The organism is Grimontia sp. NTOU-MAR1 (assembly GCF_035758505.1).
Taxonomy (GTDB): Bacteria; Pseudomonadota; Gammaproteobacteria; order Enterobacterales; family Vibrionaceae; genus Enterovibrio; species Enterovibrio marinus.
Map to the genome: position 1 here is coordinate 2154943 of NZ_CP142108.1, position 21218 is coordinate 2176160.

Consider the following 21218-nt stretch of genomic DNA (forward strand, 5'->3'; position numbering starts at 1 on the left):
TGGCATTTGCCCAAGTTGTGAAGGTGCGGCACACCAACATCCCACCTGCCGTCAGAAACAAAAAGGGCATAGCTCAATGCTATACCCTTTATTTCTCAAGGATTTCCCTATCTTCACACAGGGCATCCTTCCAGCTTGTATATCGCATATCCTTTTTCGTTGATCTCACCATCAAATTCGGGCAAGTCAGCAGTGGTATGGCAAAACGCACAGTTGCCAGATTTTACTGTGGCATCCGCCTCACCAATCTCAGCGAGCCAAGCCTTGGCATATTTCACCGCCAATTCGTCGTTTTTCTCTCTCAGTAATACATCAAAGTGCATAATTTTACCGGAAGATGCCGTCGCATAAGTGTCGTACACATGTATTGCCATTTCTATCTCCTTGTTAAACGCTTTAAAAACAGTCACGCAGATCGGTTGAAAAACAACCCTTTAAGTATAATTTGTAATAAGCTATTGATTTAAAATGGAGTACTAGGACTTCAGACTACTATTCATAGTCATGCCTAATTTTCTATTATGAGATCTCGCTCCAATATAGTTCCGTATCGAAACTATATTGAAAATACGTATCCTGCTAGAATTGTCAACTAAGAGTTGTAGTTTCGAATAAAAACTGTCCCCAAACAGAGACAATACATGAGTACCATCAATCCATTAACTGACATCCTGGAACGCATTGTCACTCTGCACCGAAATGAAGTGCGTCTTGTGGGTGTGGAATATGGCCTTCATCCAGTGCACCTTGAGGTGCTTTATTTCCTTTCCCGTTGCAATAAATTCAGTGACACACCTGCTGCTGTCACTGAATTTCTGGGGACCACAAAAGGCACCACCTCTCAATCCATCACCCTGCTGGCGTCGAAAGGCTTCCTGAACAAGGAAAAAGACCCAGATGATCGCCGTGTTACCCATTTGGTGTTAACAGAAAAAGGAAAAGAGGTCGCGAGTAAGGCCATTCCCCCCGTTGTTTTGAAAAATGGATTGGAGCAATTGGGCAACGACAGTGAGGCGCTACGCGAACAACTCGAAACCTTACTGCGAAGCATGCAAAAAGCCACCAACAGTGCTAGTTTTGGGGTTTGCAAAACCTGTAAGTTTCATCAGCCCGTCTCTGATGGTGTATTCTTCTGCAAATTAACCAAAGAAACCTTGGACTTGGAAGGTGGAGAGTTGCTGTGCCGTGAGCACACTATTGAGTGAGACAGTTTGTTGACTTGTGATGAACTACCTAAAACGAGGTGTGTCTCACTAATCGGATGATTGTCTATAATCTACAATTATCTAAAGGCATACTACGGTCACGGCTTGGCGGATGCGTGATTTGTTTGCTGTGATAGAATGTAGTCCTCAGCCTGATTTTTGAGGTCTTATGGCCAATCTTTCACATTTAATTGCCCGGGCTCAGTCACTTTGCGAGCAACGAGGTGTTCGACTTACGACACAACGTGAGCGGGTATATGAGATTATCGTTCAGAGTAAAAGGGCTATTAGCGCCTACGATTTGCTGGACGTATTGCGGGAAACAGAGCCGCAAGCCAAACCACCAACGGTTTACCGCGCGCTCGATTTTTTGCTGTCTCAGGGCTTTGTGCACAAAGTGGAGTCAACAAATAGTTTTATTGCTTGCTGCCTCCCTGGACATGAGCAACATTGTTCACAGCTATTGATTTGTGACTCGTGTGGAGCTGTCGAAGAGTGTCACGCCGATACCCTGTCGACAGCACTGAAGCAAAAGGCCCATCAGGTTGGCTTTGCGGTGAGTCATCACGTTGTTGAAACACATGGAACCTGTCACGCCTGCCAGGTGGCGACACATAAAATGCAGTAGGACGGTAAATAACAATTATGCGCGCTGAATTTGTAAACCCTTTTTTATCTTCGTTGGTTAACGTGCTGACTACCATGGCGCAGTTGGAAATCACGCCGAAAAAACCTCAGCTCAAAACATCTGAAATCGCAAAAGGCGATGTTTCAGGACTGATTGGTATGGTGGGCCCAAAAACCAAAGGCTCTTTCTCTGTTACGTTTGAAGAAAAGCTAGCACTGGAAATCATGAGCCGCATGCTAGGTGAGCGCCCAAGCTCAATCAATGCGGATGTCACCGACATGGTCGGTGAAATCACCAATATGGTGACGGGAGGTGCCAAACGCTTGCTGGCAGAAAAAGGCTTTGATTTTGACATGGCGACCCCGGTTGTTGTGTCTGGCCGCGAGCACACCATCACCCACAAGAGCGATGGCCAAATAATTATCATGCCATTCGAATGTGAGCATGGCCGCGCTTATATCGAAATTTGCTTCGATTAAGCTAACAAATCCAATAAAAACGCCGCATCATCGATGCGGCGTTTTTTGTTTTCTTACGTTCAGAGTTTAGTGTTTATGCACGCCATTGTTTAAACGCGTTGATCAGGCCATTAGTTGAGCTGTCATGGCTGGTAACTTCATCCTGATCTGCCAGTTCGGGCAGAATTTGGTTCGCCAGCTGTTTGCCCAGCTCTACGCCCCACTGGTCAAAGCTGTATATGTTCCAAATCACGCCCTGCACGAAGATTTTGTGCTCGTACATCGCAATCAACGCACCCAAGCTGCGAGGGGTAATTTGCTTCATCAGGATTGAGTTGGTTGGGCGGTTACCTTCAAATACTTTGAACGGTACCAGATCCGCCACTTCCTCAGCCGACTTACCTGCCTCTGCGAATTCCGCCTCTACCTGCTCACGGTTTTTACCGAATGCCAGTGCTTCAGTTTGCGCGAAGAAGTTCGCCATCAGTTTAGGATGGTGATCGCTCTGCGGGTTGTGGCTGATAACAGGCGCAATGAAGTCGCATGGGATTAGCTTGGTGCCCTGGTGGATAAGCTGGTAGAACGCATGCTGACCATTGGTGCCAGGCTCACCCCAGATGATTGGGCCAGTCTGGTAATCAACAGGCTTGCCGTCGCGGTCAACATACTTACCGTTTGACTCCATGTTGCCTTGCTGGAAGTATGCCGCAAAGCGATGCAGGTATTGGTCATAAGGCAAAATCGCTTCTGATTCCGCACCGTGGAAGTTGTTGTACCACAGACCAATCAGTGCCAGCAGCACAGGCAGGTTTTCAGTAAATGGTGAGCTTTGGAAGTGTTTATCCATGTCGTGCGCACCAGCAAGCAACTCAATAAAGTTGTCGTAGCCAATCGCCAGACAGATAGAAAGACCAATCGCTGACCACAGTGAGTAGCGGCCACCAACCCAGTCCCAGAACTCGAACATGTTGTCGGTGTCGATACCAAACTCAGCGACTGCTTCTGCGTTGGTAGACAACGCAGCGAAGTGTTTCGCTACGTGTGCTTGATCTTCTGCTGACGCCAGGAACCAATCACGCGCAGACAGAGCATTGGTCATGGTTTCTTGAGTCGTGAAAGTTTTTGATGCAATCAGGAACAGGGTTGTTTCTGGATTAAGGCCTTTCAGGGTTTCCGCAACATGTGTGCCGTCAACGTTAGAAACGAAGTGCAGGTTCAGACGTGTTTTATAAGCAGCCAGAGCCTCGCTCACCATGTAAGGACCTAGATCAGAACCGCCGATACCGATATTCACGATGTCAGTGATTTCTTTGCCGGTGTAACCTTTCCACTCACCACTGATAAGACGTTCGGAGAAACCTTTCATTTTCTCCAGCACAGCATTAACTGCAGGCATCACGTCTTCGCCATCTACCATCACTGGCGTGTTGCTGCGGTTACGCAGAGCAACGTGCAGCACGGAACGACCTTCAGTATGGTTAATATTGTCACCACGGAACATCGCTTCAATAGCGCCTTTTACTTCCGTTTCATCAGCCAATGCGAACAGTTTGTCCAGCGTTTGCTCGCTGATCAGGTTCTTTGAGTAGTCCAGCAAGATATCGTTGCCGAATTGTATGGAGAACTTATCGAAACGGTTCGGATCGTTGGCGAAAAGCGAGGTGAGGGTCAAATCCTGCGCATCTTCAAAGTGAGCCGTCAGCGCTTTCCATGCTGCGGTTTGCGTCGGATTGATGGACTTCAACATAATTATTGTTCCTTTGTAGACATAGCCTGTTATCGCGGGCACTGCCTTCCCACGGTACAGAGGCAGGCCGCCTTGTTTCGGGGCAGCCTCCAGAATCGCATAATGGTATACCCAAACTTCCTGAAGGTGTAGGTTTCAGGGTACCTGAGTACAAGATGTCACCGACATTAGCTCTAAGTCCTGTATACTTTTAGTCATATCAAAATATCGCCGCCAGGTTACAGGCACCAGGGGCGTAACAGTTTGCCACGAAAAAATTGCTGCAATGTTGCGCTGGGTCAGTGACAACCGATTAACCAACTTGGACTCGCAGCGTCACGCACTCTACCCAAATTTTTTAAAGCAGGTTGTTTTAAATGTGGACACAAAAAACAATTAGCCTACGTCCCCGTGCAAGGGGCTTCCACCTGATCACCGACGAAGTGGTAAAGCAATTACCGGAAATTCGTAGCCTAGAAGTCGGCTTGGTAAACCTGTTTATTCAACACACTTCGGCCAGTCTGACACTCAATGAGAACGCCGACCCAACGGTGAGAAGCGACATGGAGGCACACTTTAATCAGTTCGTGCCGGAGCGCGCACCGTATTACCAGCACACCCACGAGGGCCACGACGATATGCCCGCACACATCAAGGCCTCGTTGCTGGGAGCAAGTATGATGATCCCAATTAGCAATGGAAAATTAGCGCTCGGGACTTGGCAGGGTATTTATCTTGGCGAACATCGTGACCACAGTGGGATACGACAAATAATTGCTACGTTACAAGGTATTTAACACCCAAGAAACTCAAACAAGGCGAAAGTGATAACATCTTAATACATGAATTAGTTTTCATAATTATTCTCACATTTGAATATGCGCCTCCTATAATCTCTAAAGGACTTGCGGGGGTCAAATGTTAGAAAACGTCAAAATCACAAGAAAGCTGCCACTGGTTATTATTTCTTTCGCGCTTTTATCTTCAATTATTACTGGAATAATGAGCTATAAGTTCGCAGCAGAACAACTCATCCTCTCTGCCGAGTCAAAGCTAGTTGCACTGCTCGACTCAAGGAAAGAGTCGCTACTGCTGTACTTTGATACGGTAAAACGCGATCTCTTTATTCACGCCCGTTCACCTCAGACAAGAGATGCGGTGATTGAAATCACTGAGGCATGGGAAGACATTGGGGAAAACCAGGAATCAACCCTTCAATCTCTTTATATCACCGATAACCTGTTCGACGTGGGCCAGAAGGAAGCACTGCTATACGCTGAAGACGGTTCTGCGTATAGCAAAGCCCATAAGAAATATCACTCTTTCTTCCGCAATCTAGCCGCAGAGCATGGCTACTATGACATTTTCCTCGTCGATAGAGAGGGCAATATTCTCTATTCGGTCAAAAAAGAAGATGACTTTGCCACCAATCTTCTCAATGGAAAATGGCAAGACACTCATTTGGCCCGGGCATTCACCATGGTGAACAAAAACCCCTCTGTGGATAACGCATACCTTACTGATTTCGAAAAATATGAGCCGAGCTTTAATCAACCCGAAGCCTTCTTTGCCACCCCTATCCACAGAAACGGTGAGGAGTATATAGGCGCTCTAATCTTCCAAATGCCCATCAAATACATTAATAGTGTCATGCAAGTTAGCGCGGGTATGGGGGAAACTGGTGAGACAGTCCTGATTGGTCCTGATGAATTAATGCGAAGCAATTCCCGGTTTCATGGAGAGAAAATTCTGGAAGCCTCTGTTCATACCAATTCTGCTGCCAAAGCACTAAGTGGTATTTCTGGCATCCAGTTTGAGCAAGATAACAGAGGCGTGGAGGTACTCAGTGCCTTTGCGCCATTTAATTTTATGTCGCTACATTGGGCTATCATTGCAGAGATAGAACGTGACGAAATATTGAGCCCTCTTCGCGTTTTTGTCAGTGCGCTAGCCTTATCTGTGCTAGTAGGAACGGTTGTTATTTTTGTCATGGGTTATTTTCTTGCCTTAGATATAGCAAAGCCAATCGCTGCTATGTCATCAATGATGAACCGCCTTGCTAACAATGAATTGGACATCAATATCTCTGTATCAGAGCGTAAAGACGAAGTCGGTCATATGGCCCAAGCACTAGAGATATTTAAAACCAACGCCATCGAAAAAGATAAGCTGCAAAAAGAACTGACTTACATGGCACACCATGACATGTTAACAGGCCTTCCTACCCGACAGCTCATTACAGATCGCCTGCAAGACATGACAAAAAGTTACAACAAAGAGCATTTCCCGTTCGCGGTTATGTTCGCTGATCTCGATAACTTTAAAACAGTTAATGATACGCTGGGTCATCATATTGGTGATGAGGTTCTAAAGGCGGCTGCCCGTATTTTTCAGGAAGCGTTACGCGATGGTGATTTTGTTGCCCGGATTGGTGGCGATGAATTTGTACTGCTATTCACCAATATTCAAGAAGCAGATGAAGCCATGGAGATCGCAAAAAAGTTGGTCGTTTCCATCGAAACCGGCCTTAAATTAGTTAGCACGACCATCCCAGTGACCTTGAGTCTTGGAATTGCTGTGTGTCCCGACGATGCTGAAGATACCACTTCCCTGATCCGGCATGCAGATGAAGCCATGTACCGAGCAAAGCAGAAAAGTAAAAACTGCTGTAGCCGTTGATAGCGGGCGACAAATATTGCTCCGCCTAAAACGCTTTTCGCGAGAACAAAATTTAACCACCAAAGGTCAACAGACCCCAAGGCCTATTGACCTTTGGTATAAATCAGGTCAACACGGGAAGTGAGATTGGTGACAAGCTCATAGCCAATGGTGCCTACATGACGGGCGATTTCTTCCACCGGAAGTTCCTCACCCCACAGAGTCACTTCATCGCCCACACGGTCGGTCGCTTCTGGCCCCAAATCAATGGTGATCATGTCCATGGAGACACGTCCCGCAAGTGGCACGCGCCGGCCATTGATCATCACAGGTGTGCCATCCGGCGCAACACGCGGATAGCCATCACCATAGCCAATTGCCACCACACCGATTCTGGTATCGCGCTCTGTCATCCAGCGTCCGCCATAACCAATCGTTTCACCTTTCTTGGCTTCACGCACAGCAATAAGACTTGAGGTCATGGTCATCGCAGGTTTAAGTCCGAAGTCCTTACCGCAGCGCTCTGCCATCGGTGAAATACCGTACAGGCTGATTCCCGGGCGAACATAATCAAAATGGCTGGTTGGCCAAATTAAACTGCCGGAAGATGCTGCCAATGATTTGTAACCCGGCTGACCAGCGGTCAGTTCTTCAAACAGTGCGATTTGCTGCTCCGTGACAGGCTTTTCCGGTTCATCCGCACAGCCGAAATGGCTCATAAAGTTGAGCGGTTTCGCGACATTCGGGCAGGCATTCAGCCGCTCGATAAATTCGGCGACATATTCCGGACGCACACCCAAACGGTGCATACCGGTGTCGATTTTTAGCCAGACATGAAGCGGATGATCAAGGTTCGCTTTTTCAAGCGCTTCCAATTGCTCGATACAGTGAACCGCCGTTTGGAGGTCTTTAGCTTCCAGTGTCGGCAAATCCGCAGAAGAATAAAAACCTTCAAGTAAAAGGATAGGTTTCATAATCCCACCAGCACGAAGGCTCACGGCCTCATCAAGGCGCGCGACACCAAAGCCATCGGCTTGTGAAGACAGTGCGTTTGCCACCGGAAGGAGACCGTGTCCGTATCCGTTAGCTTTAATCGCCGCCCAAGTTCGACTGTTCGGCGCCATGGCACGAATAACGTCGATATTGTGGTTCAGGGCTGCCGTATGGATGATTGCTGTCGCCGCTTTCATAACACCTCGCGGGTAATTCTCAACAAACCGTTTTATTCTTCGTCAAACGCTGGACCCGCGTAGTTATCAAAGCGAGAGAACTGACCCTGAAAGGTCAAACGCACACTACCGATAGGTCCGTTACGCTGTTTACCCAGAATGATTTCCGCAATGCCTTTGAGCGGGCTTTCCGGGTTGTACACCTCATCACGGTAAATAAACATGATAAGGTCCGCATCCTGCTCGATCGCGCCCGATTCACGCAAGTCGGAGTTTACAGGGCGTTTGTCTGCACGTTGTTCCAGCGAGCGGTTAAGCTGCGATAGAGCCACAACAGGCACGTTCAATTCTTTAGCTAGCGCCTTGAGCGAGCGGCTGATCTCGGCAATCTCAAGGGTACGGTTATCCTGAAGGCCAGGCACACGCATCAGCTGAAGGTAGTCGACCATGATCATGGAGAGGCCTCCGTGTTCACGCGCCACACGTCGGGCACGGGAGCGAACTTCCGTTGGCGTCAGACCTGAGCTGTCATCGATATACATATTCTTCTTCTGCATCAGAATACCCATGGTCGATGAAATACGCGCCCAGTCCTCATCATCCAACTGACCGGTACGGATTTTGGTCTGATCAACACGGGAAAGCGACGCGAGCATACGCATCATCAGCTGTTCAGCAGGCATCTCGAGTGAGAAGATCAGTACTGGCTTTTCCTGATCCATGGCGGCGTTTTCACACAGGTTCATCGCAAACGTGGTTTTACCCATGGATGGACGTGCCGCCACGATGATGAGATCCGAGCCCTGCAGGCCTGCGGTTTTCTTGTTCAGATCGGTAAAGCCAGTCGACACACCGGTCACACCGTCTTGCGGCGATTTGAACAGAATTTCGATACGCTCAAGGGTTTTCGACAATACATTGTCGATGTTCTGTGGTCCTTCGTTTTCCGTCGTGCGCGATTCTGCAATGGCGAAAACTTTGCTCTCTGCCATGTCGAGCAAGTCTTCTGAGGTACGCCCTTCTGGGTCATAACCCGCATCTGCGATTTCATTCGCGACGCTGATAAGGTTTCGTACCATCGCACGTTCACGGACGATATCAGCATAAGCGACAATATTCGCCGCACTTGGGGTATTCTTTGCCAGCTCGGCGAGATACGCAAAACCGCCCACATCTTCAAGCTGGCTGTGCTTTTCGAGGTTTTCAGAAAGGGTAATAAGATCCAGTGGCATACCTGCATCGAGCAGCTGTTTCGTGCTTTCAAAAATCAGGCGGTGAGGACGGCTGTAAAAATCGGCAGCAACCACTTTTTCCGCCACGCTGTCCCAACGCTCGTTATCAAGCATCAGGCCCCCCAGCACAGACTGCTCGGCTTCCAGAGAATGCGGCGGTACCTTCAGGGCATCAACCTGACGATCCTTGGGTTTGTTGGAATTAAATTGCTTGCTGCGTTGCTCTGCCATATTACTTATTACCTTGTCGATTCGACCGACATTATACCCAGAACGTCCAGCGAATAACTATCGATAGGCGCTTTGGAGTGACCACGACTTTTTTGCCCACCAATTTAACGTGCCGCTGACGAAATGCAGGATGATTCATATAGAATGTGGCTCCTCCTGTTGTAATGGTAACCTAAATGGCGTCGTCGCTACTGAAACCGTCTCTGTTTTGTCTGGTGGCACTCCCTCTTTGTGCAAGCGCAACCGTACCTGAGCCATGGCAATCAGAAGTGGAACTTGGGTTTCAGGCGCTTTCCGGCAACTCAGACTCCCTAACGATCAACAGTCGTCTAGGGGTCAACTTCACCGAGGGACCCTATCGACACACTTCAGAAGCCAAATTCCTGCTGGTTGAAAAAGACGGTGAAGAAGATAAACGTAAAAGCGAGTTCGAAAGTCAGGCCAACTACAAGTTTGATCCCAAGCATTATGTGTGGGGAAACGTTAGCTTTCTTGACGATAAATACGGCCCTTATTTTAAAGACCTTACTGTCGCAGTAGGAGTGGGTTATCAGGCCATTTGGCAGGAAGATTTATCATTGCTGCTAGAAGTCGGTCCCGGTTACCGTTATCAGTCACCAAACCTGGACGAGCTGGATGATGACGACCTTATTTTGCCATATGACGTGGAAGAAGCGATTTTGCGTGGTCAGGCCGAGCTTTCCTGGCAAATGACAAAGGCCGCGCTGTTTGAAGGTCGCATTACTGCCATCAGCGGGCCAAGTAACACCAGTTTTGAAGCAAGAGCATCGGTGTCCACCAGCTTGATTGACGATCTGGCTATCAAGCTTTCCACCACACAGAAATACATCAGTGAAGTTCCACCGGGTCTTGAGAACCTCGATTCAATCTTCACGGTGAACATGCTTTATAAGTTTTAGGTAAAGCTGACCCAGAGCCTAAGTCCGCTTTTACCCGCATTGCTCTTCCAAATTCCATACACAAAAAAACCGGCCAAAAGGCTAACACCTATCACTTAAGGTTTAAGGTGCTTAGAGCGAACAGGGTAGCGAGTTTTATTAATACGAACGGTCCTCGCTTTGGGCCGTTTTCTTTTTTTGGGGAGTATGTAGCGTTTCACTCTCTCCCGCATGGCTCTTAGCTTTCTCGGGATTGAGCCGGGGGCTGCTATCGCACACCACATCAGCTCATCCTGAATATCTCTCAATGCCATCATAAAACTTATCCGCAATGGCGATACCTGCGCCTCTCTCGCAATACGACTGATTTCCAGACGAACCAAATTGTAAGCTATCAATAGTCCCCAGATTTCTTGTATTACCCCCTCCACAGACTGACTTCGTAGCAGCACTTCATCTTCAAGCATATTGTGCTTTATCTCTCCGTAGCTGTTCTCTATTTCCCATCGCTCAAAGTACACATCCAGTAATGACTGCGTACCATATTCCAGACTCGTTAAGGAGGTGAGGACACCTTTGACGTGATTGGGTTGCTCTGGCTTGGGGGACAGGACAAGGCGGGCTTGCCATTTCTCCGGCAAGCTCGGGTCTTGTTTCCGAGCATGGGCTGACACTTTCATTTCCACTAAAAGGTCTCGCCCTTCCTTATCCAGTTGTTCAATCACTTCATATTGCGTGTTGGATTTTATCGGCGTCATCCAGTGACTCGTCGTATGTTGCCGTTGCCAATTAATCATCAACTCAGCACTGAGGTAACAGCGGTCAAAAATCGTCAGGGAGTGAGCGGGAGCCGAAGCCGCCAGCTGTTTGGCATAAGAGACCTCACCTGTCGAGCTGGGCCCAAAGACAACATCATGTAATAAACGACTTCGCAGCGATGTGAGGGCACATAATCGAACAATCGGGTATTCAGTATGGTGGTTTTCATTGTACTTGATGTATTGGAAGTGCTCCGCAAGACAGGCGGTATCATGGGTGCGGAACTGAGTGCCGTCGACTGAAAGTAAACTTAGGCCAAACCATTTGTCATCGCTATCTTCCTGCTGGGTCCAATGGGCGGCTGTCAGTTTAAAAAGCGCTTCCAAAGGTTGGGCGGTGAGGCGCTTTCTCGCTTGAGGGATAGCACTTGGTGCAACAGAATCCCCTAAGTGGTTGGAAAGCTTGAGGTCTAATTTATCTAAAACTTCCGTGATGGGTTTATCCCGATACAAGCCAATACCGACAATCAACCAAACGACAAGTTCGGCGGGTAACTTACGCCGTCTCATACTGGCTTTGTTGGTCGAATCAAGGGCTTGCTCTATCCATTCGAGCGGGAGTTCTTTTTGGAAGAGAGCCATTGATTCGGGTGCAGCAAACGTATCGACATCAATCAGCCAGTGAGCCAACATAAAAAATACCCTCAGCAATTAGTGTACTGAGGGTATTGTTAACCATCTGTAGGATCGTTCAACTGATCAATGCCTTAACTGATCGGTGTTAGGCCAAAAGGCCGGTTTTTCAAAGCGACGATGTGTCTGAATTACTCAGCAACAACGTTCAGCTTAACAGTAGCGAATACTTCAGAGTGCAGTTGCAGGCTGATTTCGTACTCACCAGTGTTACGCAGCGCACCTTCTGGTAGGCGAACTTCGCTCTTCGCTACTTCAACGCCAGCCGCAGTTACAGCGTCAGCGATGTCGCGAGTACCGATAGAACCGAACAGTTTACCTTCGTCACCAGCTTTAGAAGCGATTTCAACCGCTTCCAGTGCTTCGACTTGCTCTGCGCGAGCTTGTGCAGCTCCAAGAGCTTCAGCAACTTTAGCTTCCAGATCTGCACGACGAGCTTCGAAATGCTCAACGTTAGATTTGGTTGCCATTACTGCCTTACCTTGTGGGATAAGGAAGTTACGTGCGTAACCAGACTTAACAGTTACCTGATCACCCAGACCACCCAGGTTAGCGATTTTATCAAGCAGAATAACTTGCATTATCTATTCCTCTATTAACTTGGACAGTGGCCGATTACTGATGCTTGTCAGTATATGGCAGCAGAGCCAGGTAACGTGAACGCTTGATAGCGCGTGCCAGCTGACGCTGGTACTTAGCACGGGTACCAGTGATACGGCTAGGTACGATTTTACCAGCTTCGGTGATGTAGTTTTTCAGAGTCGCTACGTCTTTGTAATCGATCTCTTGTACGCCTTCTGCAGTGAAACGGCAGAATTTACGACGACGGAAGAAACGTGCCATGGGCTAATCTCCTGATCTTAAATGTCTTTAATATTGTCGGCATGCAACACTAATTTACCTGCGCCATTTCGGCTGGTTTGGTAAGCGAGAAACCCACTCACCTCAATATTGCTGCCTAAAGCTAAATGCTGTGTTTTGCTTTGCGACCCTTGCCCGCTCAATACTACCGATAATCGACAGTAGACTTGCCTTGGCAATCCAGCTTCCTGTTGATCCGAACGATGCTCAATCACAAAGTGACAATGAGGAATGCCGGCAGGACTCTGTTTTCGAATCGGGCCTTGGGTGATAACACCAGCAAGCTCAATCCGATTGGTCATCAAATCAAATTACTCAGCTGCTGCTTCGCTCTTCAGATTGCTGCTTCTGCACGCTCTTCGCGACGAGGTGCGCGCTCTTCTTTAGCCTTCATCATTACAGACGGCTCAGTGATAGCGCCTTTGGTACGCATGATCATGTTACGGATCACAGCGTCGTTGAAGCGGAACGCAGTTTCCAGCTCATCAATCACAGCTTGCTCAGCTTCAACGTTCATCAAAACGTAGTGTGCTTTGTGCAGCTTGTTGATTGGGTAAGCCAGTTGACGACGGCCCCAGTCTTCCAGACGGTGGATCTGACCACCTGACTCTTTGATAGAACCAGTGTAACGCTCGATCATGCCAGCAACTTGCTCGCTTTGATCAGGGTGCACCATGAATACGATTTCGTAATGACGCATTGGTTGCTCCTTACGGATTATTCAGCTTCCACGCTTGGCCCGGTCGTCCAGCGGAAGCAAGGAACGAAAGTAAAAGACCGGGAATTTGGAGGCAGGATAGTACAGAATTGCACCGCTAATAGCAACAAAAAGCACAACGCCCGGAGAAATAAATCACCGGGCGTTGCTTTGTCTGAAAACAGTCTGTCTTGCGGTTACCCGCGGCGCTGACGCACAGCTTCAAACAGACAGATACCGGTCGCTACCGACACGTTCAGGCTTGATACGCTGCCCGCCATAGGAATGCTGATGAGATCATCACAGGTCTCTCGGGTCAGGCGGCGCATACCGTCACCTTCTGCGCCCATCACAATCGCCAGTGGACCTGTCAGTTTCGCATCGTATACATCGTGCGTCGCTTCACCGGCCGTGCCGACAAACCACACGCCTTTTTCCTGCAACGCACGCATAGTACGCGCTAGGTTGGTTACGCGCACCAGTGGCACTACTTCTGCAGCGCCTACTGCGACCTTGCGAGCCGTTGCGTTCAGCTGTGCCGATTTGTCTTTCGGCACGATGACCGCACATACGCCGGCAGCATCCGCATTACGCAGACACGCGCCCAGATTGTGTGGGTCGGTCACACCATCAAGTACCAGCAGCAGTGGGTTTTCTTTGCCATCCAGAATGATGTCGAGGTCGTTTTCATTGTACTGTCGACCTGGCTTCACACGAGCAATCAAGCCCTGATGCGACGCACCTTTGGCTTTGTCGTCCAGTGCTTTTCGACCCATTTCCTGCAGAGTGATACCCAGACGGGTCAACTCATTCAATACAGGCAATACACGATCGTCTTGACGACCTTTCAGCACGAAGACTTCGATGAAGCGGGACGGATCAGATTCTAGTACGGCTTTAACGGCATGGATGCCGTAAATCATTTCATTGCTCATGGATTACTTCTTATTCTTGCCTGCTCTGGCTGGTTTGCCTTTCTGCGCTTTTTTCTTGCGCACCTTCTCAGCCTTGGTTTTCTTCTTCGCCGGGTTTTCGCCTTTGCCGCCTCGTTTGCCAGCAGTCGCTTTTTCGCCACGCTTTCCGGCCGGGGCTTTATCACCCTCACCTTTTGGAATCGCGCCGCGCTTCAGTTGCTGGCGAACAGACATACGCTCTTGGCGTGCTTCAGGATTTTTCCCTGACTCTGCGCGGCCTTTCTTGGCTTTATTACGAGCAGTTTTACCGGCACCGCGGGCTTTACGGGTTGTACCCTCCAGCTCGAAATCGATCATCCTTTCATCAAGGTTGACGGATAATACTTTGACCGTGACCTGATCGCCAAGTCGGAAAATACGACCAGAGCTCTCGCCTACCAGTTTTTGGCCTACCATGTCGTAGTTGTAGTAATCGTTGTCAAGATTCGAGATATGCACCAAGCCGTCAATATGGAGCTCTTTTAAACGCACAAAGAAACCGAAACCAGTGACATTGGCAATGGTGCCTTCCATCACTTCTCCAACGTGATCTTGCATATATTCACACTTGAGCCAGTCAGAGACATCCCGCGTCGCATCATCTGCACGGCGCTCAGTCATCGAGCATTGTTCGCCCATCACATCCATATCATCAAAGGAGTAGTGATAGCCACCGGTTGGTGTCCAGCGATCAGTGTTGCGCCCTTCTTCTTTGGCAATCAGGTATTTGATCGCACGGTGCAGCAGCAAATCCGGATAACGACGGATTGGCGAGGTAAAGTGCGCGTACTGCTTCAACGCCAGACCAAAGTGGCCTGAATTATCAGCCTGATACACCGCCTGCTTCATTGAGCGCAGCAGCATGGTTTGGATGAGTTCCTGATCAGGGCGGCCAGCAATTAAATGTGCCAGTTTGGCGTAATCGGTTGGAGACGGCTCTAAGCCCCCTTCAAGTGTGAGACCCATTTCGCTCAGGAAGTCTTTAAAGCCCGTCAGGCGCTCTTCACCCGGCGCTTCGTGCACGCGATAAAGTGCAGGCTCTTTGGCTTTCTCAACAAAACGCGCTGACGCGATGTTCGCCAAAATCATACATTCTTCGATGATCTTGTGGGCGTCGTTACGCTCAACCGGCACGATGCGCTCAATCTTGCGCATAGCGTTGAAAATAAACTTGGTTTCGACGGTTTCAAATTCAATTGCACCACGCTGTTCACGTGACGCTTTCAGCGCCTTGTACATGCGGTTCAACTCTTCGAGATGTGGAACCAGCGGCGCATAGCGCTCGCGGAGCTCTTCATCACCGTCCAACATCGCTGCCACCTTTGTATAAGTCAGGCGCGCGTGGGAGTTCATCACCGCTTCGTAATGTTTAAAACCGGAAAGCTTACCGGCTTCCGAAATCGTCATTTCGCACACCATGCAAAGGCGATCGACCTGAGGGTTCAGTGAACAAAGACCATTGGATAGCACTTCCGGCAGCATAGGAATAACCTGAGACGGGAAGTAGACTGAGTTACCGCGGTTCACCGCTTCTTTGTCCAACGCAGAGTCCGGACGGACATAGTAGCTCACATCCGCAATCGCGACCCAAAGGCGCCAGCCACCTGACTTTTTCTTTTCACAGAATACGGCGTCATCGAAGTCGCGTGCATCTTCACCGTCAATGGTGACCAGAGGCAAGTCACGTAGATCAACGCGGCCCTTTTTCGCCTCTTCCGGCACTTGCTCAGTGAAACTCTTGATTTGTTTTTCGACGTCTTGTGGCCACTCATGAGGAATGTCATGGGTACGGACGGCAATTTCGATTTCCATACCCGGTGCCATGTTCTCACCCAGCACTTCAACCACACGACCCACCGGGTTGTGTTGACGGGTTGGTCGCTGGAAGATTTCCACCACCACAACGTTACCCATGCGTGCACCTTTACGCTCATCCTGTGGGATCACGATGTCCTGACTGAGGCGGGAGTCGTCCGGCACCACAAAGCCCATACCGTTTTCGACGAAGTAGCGGCCAACAATCTGGCCTTTTCGTTCTTCCAAAACACGCACCACGCGGGCTTCTTTACGACCACGCTTATCAGTGCCTGCTGGTTGTACAAGGATGAAATCACCATGCATCACCTGTTTCATCTGGTGATGTGGCAACAGCCAGTCTTCGCGGTTGCCTTTGCCCTCCGGACGTAGGAAGCCGAAACCGTCGCGGTGCCCGATCACGGTACCTTTAACCAAGTCCAGACGCTCAGGCAATGCATAGCACTGACGACGTGTAAAAATCAGTTGGCCATCACGCTCCATGGCTCGGAGGCGTCGGCGCAAACCTTCGTATTCTTCGTCGCTACGCAGGCCCAGCACCTCAAACAACTGGTCGCGGTTTACCGGTGTGGTAAAGCCTTTAATTACCTCGAGAAGGTGCTCACGGCTTGGCACAGGATTGTCGTATTTTTCTGCTTCACGACCCAGAAAAGGATCGTTGCTGTGTAGGTGTTTGTCCTGAGACATATAAAATTCCCATTAGCGACATGTGTTACTCAGTATATCGCTTTGAATAAAAGAAATTGGGCACCCGCAAGAATTACCGACAAAAACTGGCAGTTCGTCTCAAACGATGAGAATCAGAGCGGGCGAGTGGGGATAAGAAGGTGCTGCAGGTCATCATTGCCTGACACCATGTCATGAAGTGTGTAACGATCCATCTCGTCAAGAAAAGCATCCAAAGCTCTCGCTAGGGCACCTTTTATACGACAAGCTGACGTAATATGGCAGTTTTGTTGCTCGCAATTGACAAGTTGCAAGGGCTCGAGAGCACGGATCACGTCGCCGATAACAATACGGTCTGCGGATTTACCCAAACGGATCCCACCATTCTTACCCCGAACTGCTTCAACAAGCCCTATCTTACTCATACGGTGAACGATTTTGACCATATGATTACGGGACACTCCGTATTTTTCGGTGACGACAGTAATACTGGTCAACTCACCTTCCGGGAGCGTAGCCAGATAAATTAGCGCCCTTAGGCCGTAGTCGGTAAAACTGGTTAATTGCACGTTATCAACTCTCCTTGCGCACAGTGTACTTGGAAAGTAAAAAGCGCGCACTCTCTGATTTTCTTTACTTCTCAGCAACCAAACTGGTCGACTTGAAATCACTTTACCTTTTATCTCAATTTTTGTTGATTTAAACATTTATTTTAGATACAACTTTAAAGGTGCATTTAAGATGAAACTTTAAAAATAAAAAGGCCCTCCATGCTCAACGAGAAAACCATTGAAATTGTTAAGTCCACAGCCCCACTACTTGCTGAAACCGGTCCAAAGCTGACAGCGCATTTTTACGATCGCATGTTCAGCCGACATCCAGAGCTCAATGATATTTTTAACATGAGCAACCAATCTACGGGTGCCCAACGCGAAGCACTCTTCAACGCAGTGTATGGCTATGCAGCGAATATCGATAATCTGCCAGCCCTCCTGCCAGTGGTTGAAAAGATTGCGCAAAAACACGCAAGTTTAAATATAACGCCAGAAATGTACGCCATTGTCGGTGAAAACCTGTTGGCAACTATTGACGAGCTTTTCTCTCCAGGCCAGGAAGTGTTGGATGCCTGGGCTGAAGCCTATGAGGTTCTGGCTCAGGTTTTTATTAACCGCGAAGAAGAAATCTACCAGCAAAACGAAATGTCTAACGGCGGTTGGCGTGGAACACGCACTTTCAGGCTGGTTAGCAAAAAAACTGAAAGTGAATTGATTACCAGTTTCATTTTCGCCCCTGTCGACGGTCAGCCTGTGGCGGACTATGTACCGGGACAATACATCGGTATTTACCTTTCCCCTGAGCAGTTTACCAATCAGGAAATCCGCCAATACAGTTTATCTGGGGCACCGAATGGTGAGATTTACCGTATCTCTGTGAAACGTGAGACGCAAGGAACGGTATCTAACTACCTGCATGATCACCTGAAAGTCGGAGATACAGTTGAGCTGGCGCCACCAACCGGCGACTTCTTTTTCCATTCAGACAATAACGCCCCGGTAGCTTTGATTTCAGGCGGTGTCGGACTCACACCTATGTTGTCGATGCTGGAGTCACTCAGTGGCAAACATGATGCAGCCATCCACTGGCTGCACGCAGCTGAAAATGGTGCACACCTTGCCTTTGGTAATCATATTAACAACTTACTAGGGCAACACCATAACGCCAGACAGGATGTATGGTTCCGTGAACCCTCGAAAGCGGATTTGATAGGTGGGCAATTCGATCACCAAGGCTTGATAGATATCAGTAAAGTCGAAGGATTAACCGAAGATACAAACCGTGACTTCTACCTCTGTGGTCCAGTTGGTTTTATGCAGGCTGTCGCGTCACAACTTGTTGATGCAGGGATTAACAAAGACCGTATTTTCTACGAATGCTTTGGCCCACATAGGGTGATTTAAAGGCTCTCCTAAAAGCAAAATGCCCGCAACTTCAACTGCGGGCATTTTTAATTCTTTTTGGTTATTACCAATAGGTATCACGACGTTTCGCGCGGGCGATGACGTTGCGTGGCATCTTGTCTTCCAATGCGCGTCTTAGCATGGCAATACGGTTGTGTGTGGATGTATCCGCCGTGATGGTGTGGTAAAGCCATCGATAGGCATCCTCGTAATCCAACGGGCTACCATAATCAGCTACTAGAAGCTCAGCCAATTGCAGTCTTGCACGGGTATTCCCCAGAGATGCTGCTTCACGGAGGTAGGGAATCGCGCGTTCTTTGTCCTGCTGCACCAGGGTGCCTTTGGAGTAGTAACGGCCAAGTTGCTCAAGCGCCGCCGGTAGGCCTTGCTGCGCTGCTACCCGCATATAGTAAACGCCAGTTTCGACATCTCTGTCTACACAGACGCCCCAAGCCAACATATCACCATATAGAAACTGGTAAGCCGGAGATTCAACCCGGATAGCACGGGCTTCGATATCTTGCAGGAGCTGACAATCGTCTTCTTTCACCTTCTTGAGGTGCATGTTCGACTCAAACAGACGAATCAATTGCGACTCTTCATACACAGGAAGAGCCGGGCCGACTTCCGCTTTTGCGAAAGGGCTGGCTAACATCATGGATATAAATAAGGTACGCAGTTTCATGCCTTCCCACTATACAGGTGCTGTTCTACCAAACAGGCGAATCATCCGCTCTTTGGTAATGGATACGGTGTGTCTTGCCTAACTTATATCGGCAAGGATTTGCCGAACTTTACCCTTTTTACGGCGAAAAAGTTCCGCTCATTGATATCAACAGTATAGAACTGACCGGGCAAAAAAAAACCAGCCATGGAGGCTGGTTTTCTTGTAACCGGAAGCCGATTAAGACGCGAAAGGATGAACCTTGATGATGGTCTCGTTACGGTCTGGGCCAGTAGAAATGATATCTACAGGCACACCTGTCAACTCTTCGATACGTTTAATATAGTCCAGTGCCGCTCGTGGCAGCTCTTCAATAGACTTAGCACCGAAGGTCTTCTCGCTCCAACCTGGAACAGTTTCGTAAATCGGTGTGATGTTTTCGTACTCGTCAGCAGCCATAGGAGAAACGTTCAGCACAGTGCCGTCAGCTTTCTGGTAACCCGTACAGATTTTAATTTCTTCCAGGCCATCCAGAACATCCATCTTGGTCAGACAGAAGCCTGAGATAGAGTTGATCTGGATTGCACGACGCATAGCTACAGCGTCAAACCAACCAGTGCGGCGCAGACGACCGGTAGTCGCACCAAACTCATGGCCAACAGTACCCAGATGCTTGCCGATTGGATCTTGTTTCTCCTGGCCATCGTACAGTTCAGTCGGGAAAGGACCAGAGCCTACACGCGTGCAGTATGCTTTCGCGATACCCAGAATGTAACCTAGGTGACGCGGGCCGAAACCAGAACCTGCAGCAACACCACCAGCGGTTGTGTTAGAAGAAGTCACGTATGGATAAGTACCGTGGTCGATATCCAGCAGTGTACCTTGCGCGCCTTCGAACATGATCTTGTCGCCGCGCTGACGTGCGTCGTCCAGCTCTTGGGTGACGTCGAGAACCATACTGGTCAGTATGTCAGCTTGCTCCATGACCTTCGCGAGAGTTTCTTCATAGCTTACTGGCTCAGCTTTGTAGAAATGCTCCAACTGGAAGTTGTGCAGTTCCATCACTTCCTTAAGCTTCTCGGCAAACGCTTCTTTATCGAACAAGTCGCCTACACGCAGACCGCGACGTGCAACTTTGTCTTCGTAAGCAGGACCGATGCCGCGACCGGTAGTACCGATTGCTTTCGCACCTCGTGCTTTCTCACGCGCCATATCAAGAGCGATGTGATAAGGAAGAATTAGCGGACAAGCTTCTGACAAGAAAAGACGCTCACGAACTGGAATGCCACGCTCTTCCAAACCGCTCATCTCTTTCATCAGGGCGTCAGGAGAAAGCACAACACCGTTACCGATGATGCATTTTACGTTATTGCGAAGAATGCCAGAAGGAATCAAGTGAAGAACGGTTTTTTCACCGTCAATGACAAGAGTGTGACCTGCGTTGTGGCCGCCTTGATAGCGAACGACGTACTGAGCGTCTTCAGTCAACAGATCAACGATTTTACCCTTACCTTCGTCACCCCATTGGGTGCCGAGAACAACTACGTTATTGCTCATCTTTTCCAGTCAGTTGATGATTAAAACGGGATTCTAGCACCATCGTATAAAGGATGCAGTCATTTTTTGAGCGCCGTCCTGCTTATGGTCATTTGGGTGTCACAGTTTTTTGCTCTTTCGATTTACTTGGACGGCCACATCATATATGCGATCACCGCTCCTGCAACGACTAAACAGCCACCAATACGCCGTAGCGTAGCATCAGGTAACAGACTCATTTCACTGACCATTTTTCGCCACTTTTTCGGTACCAACATCGGCCCCAGCCCTTCAACTACCAGCACTAAGCCCATTGCGAGCCACAACTCAGACCCCATTTTTCACTCTCTTCTATTTGGATAAAAAAAAGACAAGGCGCGGCGCCTTGTCTTTTCTGTTTTGCTGTTTGGC

At 48.8% G+C, this 21218-nt stretch carries 22 protein-coding genes; 7 read left to right on the forward strand and 15 right to left on the reverse strand.

The window, feature by feature from the left end; translation table 11 throughout:
* Positions 1 to 113: 113 nt before the first annotated feature.
* A complete protein-coding gene (locus tag VP504_RS09735; protein WP_325891004.1) occupies positions 114 to 374 on the reverse strand; it encodes a DUF2024 family protein in 261 nt (86 codons plus the stop codon).
* 267 nt (positions 375 to 641) lie between these two features.
* On the opposite strand from VP504_RS09735, the gene VP504_RS09740 reads away from it, so the two are divergent.
* The 3 genes from VP504_RS09740 (at position 642) to VP504_RS09750 (ending at position 2312) form a co-directional block, all read left to right on the forward strand.
* Positions 642 to 1205 (forward strand): MarR family winged helix-turn-helix transcriptional regulator, encoded by a 564-nt coding sequence (locus tag VP504_RS09740; protein ID WP_325891006.1) that lies wholly within the window; start codon positions 642 to 644, stop codon positions 1203 to 1205.
* A gap of 169 nt (positions 1206 to 1374) precedes the next feature.
* On the forward strand, positions 1375 to 1833 hold the full coding sequence (gene zur, locus VP504_RS09745) for a zinc uptake transcriptional repressor Zur (protein ID WP_062712327.1): 459 nt from the start codon (positions 1375 to 1377) through the stop codon (positions 1831 to 1833).
* Positions 1834 to 1850: 17 nt separating this feature from the next.
* A complete protein-coding gene (locus VP504_RS09750; protein ID WP_325891007.1) occupies positions 1851 to 2312 on the forward strand; it encodes a chemotaxis protein CheX in 462 nt (153 codons plus the stop codon).
* A 73-nt stretch (positions 2313 to 2385) separates the two neighbouring features.
* Here the strand turns inward: VP504_RS09750 and pgi are convergent, their stop codons facing one another.
* Entirely contained in the window at positions 2386 to 4038 is a 1653-nt protein-coding gene (pgi, locus tag VP504_RS09755) for a glucose-6-phosphate isomerase (RefSeq protein ID WP_325891008.1), read from the reverse strand.
* 356 nt (positions 4039 to 4394) lie between these two features.
* Between pgi and VP504_RS09760 the strand changes: the two genes are divergently transcribed.
* Together VP504_RS09760 and VP504_RS09765 are read left to right on the forward strand one after the other, a co-directional pair.
* On the forward strand, positions 4395 to 4814 hold the full coding sequence (locus tag VP504_RS09760) for a secondary thiamine-phosphate synthase enzyme YjbQ (protein ID WP_325891009.1): 420 nt from the start codon (positions 4395 to 4397) through the stop codon (positions 4812 to 4814).
* A gap of 205 nt (positions 4815 to 5019) precedes the next feature.
* On the forward strand, positions 5020 to 6696 hold the full coding sequence (locus VP504_RS09765) for a GGDEF domain-containing protein (protein ID WP_325891010.1): 1677 nt from the start codon (positions 5020 to 5022) through the stop codon (positions 6694 to 6696).
* Between the two features lie 83 nt (positions 6697 to 6779).
* Here the strand turns inward: VP504_RS09765 and alr are convergent, their stop codons facing one another.
* Complete coding sequence (alr, locus tag VP504_RS09770) at positions 6780 to 7865, reverse strand: alanine racemase (protein ID WP_325891011.1); 1086 nt, start codon at positions 7863 to 7865, stop codon at positions 6780 to 6782.
* Between the two features lie 32 nt (positions 7866 to 7897).
* Positions 7898 to 9307 (reverse strand): replicative DNA helicase, encoded by a 1410-nt coding sequence (locus VP504_RS09775; protein ID WP_046302979.1) that lies wholly within the window; start codon positions 9305 to 9307, stop codon positions 7898 to 7900.
* 176 nt (positions 9308 to 9483) lie between these two features.
* On the opposite strand from VP504_RS09775, the gene VP504_RS09780 reads away from it, so the two are divergent.
* Positions 9484 to 10227, forward strand: a complete 744-nt coding sequence (locus VP504_RS09780; RefSeq protein ID WP_325891012.1) for a DUF481 domain-containing protein — start codon at positions 9484 to 9486, stop codon at positions 10225 to 10227.
* Between the two features lie 95 nt (positions 10228 to 10322).
* Here VP504_RS09780 and VP504_RS09785 read toward each other — a convergent pair whose 3' ends face one another.
* From VP504_RS09785 to nsrR, 8 genes are all read right to left on the reverse strand, one after another.
* Complete coding sequence (locus VP504_RS09785; protein WP_325891013.1) at positions 10323 to 11657, reverse strand: IS4 family transposase; 1335 nt, start codon at positions 11655 to 11657, stop codon at positions 10323 to 10325.
* Between the two features lie 131 nt (positions 11658 to 11788).
* Positions 11789 to 12238: a 50S ribosomal protein L9 gene (gene rplI / locus VP504_RS09790; RefSeq protein ID WP_325891014.1), complete on the reverse strand. Its 450-nt coding sequence runs from the start codon at positions 12236 to 12238 to the stop codon at positions 11789 to 11791.
* A 34-nt stretch (positions 12239 to 12272) separates the two neighbouring features.
* A complete protein-coding gene (gene rpsR, locus VP504_RS09795; protein ID WP_002539422.1) occupies positions 12273 to 12500 on the reverse strand; it encodes a 30S ribosomal protein S18 in 228 nt (75 codons plus the stop codon).
* A gap of 17 nt (positions 12501 to 12517) precedes the next feature.
* Positions 12518 to 12820 (reverse strand): primosomal replication protein N, encoded by a 303-nt coding sequence (gene priB, locus VP504_RS09800; protein WP_325891015.1) that lies wholly within the window; start codon positions 12818 to 12820, stop codon positions 12518 to 12520.
* Between the two features lie 32 nt (positions 12821 to 12852).
* Positions 12853 to 13218 carry a 30S ribosomal protein S6 gene (gene rpsF, locus VP504_RS09805; protein WP_325891016.1) on the reverse strand — a complete coding sequence of 122 codons (366 nt, stop codon included), beginning with the start codon at positions 13216 to 13218 and terminating at the stop codon, positions 12853 to 12855.
* A 194-nt stretch (positions 13219 to 13412) separates the two neighbouring features.
* Positions 13413 to 14150: a 23S rRNA (guanosine(2251)-2'-O)-methyltransferase RlmB gene (gene rlmB, locus VP504_RS09810; protein WP_002539410.1), complete on the reverse strand. Its 738-nt coding sequence runs from the start codon at positions 14148 to 14150 to the stop codon at positions 13413 to 13415.
* Positions 14151 to 14153: 3 nt separating this feature from the next.
* Positions 14154 to 16670 carry a ribonuclease R gene (gene rnr / locus VP504_RS09815; protein WP_325891018.1) on the reverse strand — a complete coding sequence of 839 codons (2517 nt, stop codon included), beginning with the start codon at positions 16668 to 16670 and terminating at the stop codon, positions 14154 to 14156.
* Between the two features lie 113 nt (positions 16671 to 16783).
* The gene (gene nsrR, locus VP504_RS09820; protein ID WP_062712355.1) at positions 16784 to 17218 is read right to left on the reverse strand and encodes a nitric oxide-sensing transcriptional repressor NsrR; all 435 of its coding nucleotides are present in this window, start codon (positions 17216 to 17218) and stop codon (positions 16784 to 16786) included.
* Positions 17219 to 17419: 201 nt separating this feature from the next.
* Between nsrR and hmpA the strand changes: the two genes are divergently transcribed.
* Positions 17420 to 18607 (forward strand): NO-inducible flavohemoprotein, encoded by a 1188-nt coding sequence (gene hmpA / locus VP504_RS09825; RefSeq protein WP_325891020.1) that lies wholly within the window; start codon positions 17420 to 17422, stop codon positions 18605 to 18607.
* A gap of 64 nt (positions 18608 to 18671) precedes the next feature.
* Here the strand turns inward: hmpA and motX are convergent, their stop codons facing one another.
* The 3 genes from motX to VP504_RS09840 form a co-directional block, all read right to left on the reverse strand.
* Positions 18672 to 19292 (reverse strand): flagellar protein MotX, encoded by a 621-nt coding sequence (gene motX / locus VP504_RS09830; protein WP_325891021.1) that lies wholly within the window; start codon positions 19290 to 19292, stop codon positions 18672 to 18674.
* A gap of 219 nt (positions 19293 to 19511) precedes the next feature.
* Positions 19512 to 20828: an adenylosuccinate synthase gene (locus VP504_RS09835; RefSeq protein WP_325891022.1), complete on the reverse strand. Its 1317-nt coding sequence runs from the start codon at positions 20826 to 20828 to the stop codon at positions 19512 to 19514.
* Between the two features lie 122 nt (positions 20829 to 20950).
* Positions 20951 to 21145: a DUF2065 domain-containing protein gene (locus tag VP504_RS09840; RefSeq protein WP_325891023.1), complete on the reverse strand. Its 195-nt coding sequence runs from the start codon at positions 21143 to 21145 to the stop codon at positions 20951 to 20953.
* Between the last annotated feature and the right edge of the window lie 73 nt (positions 21146 to 21218).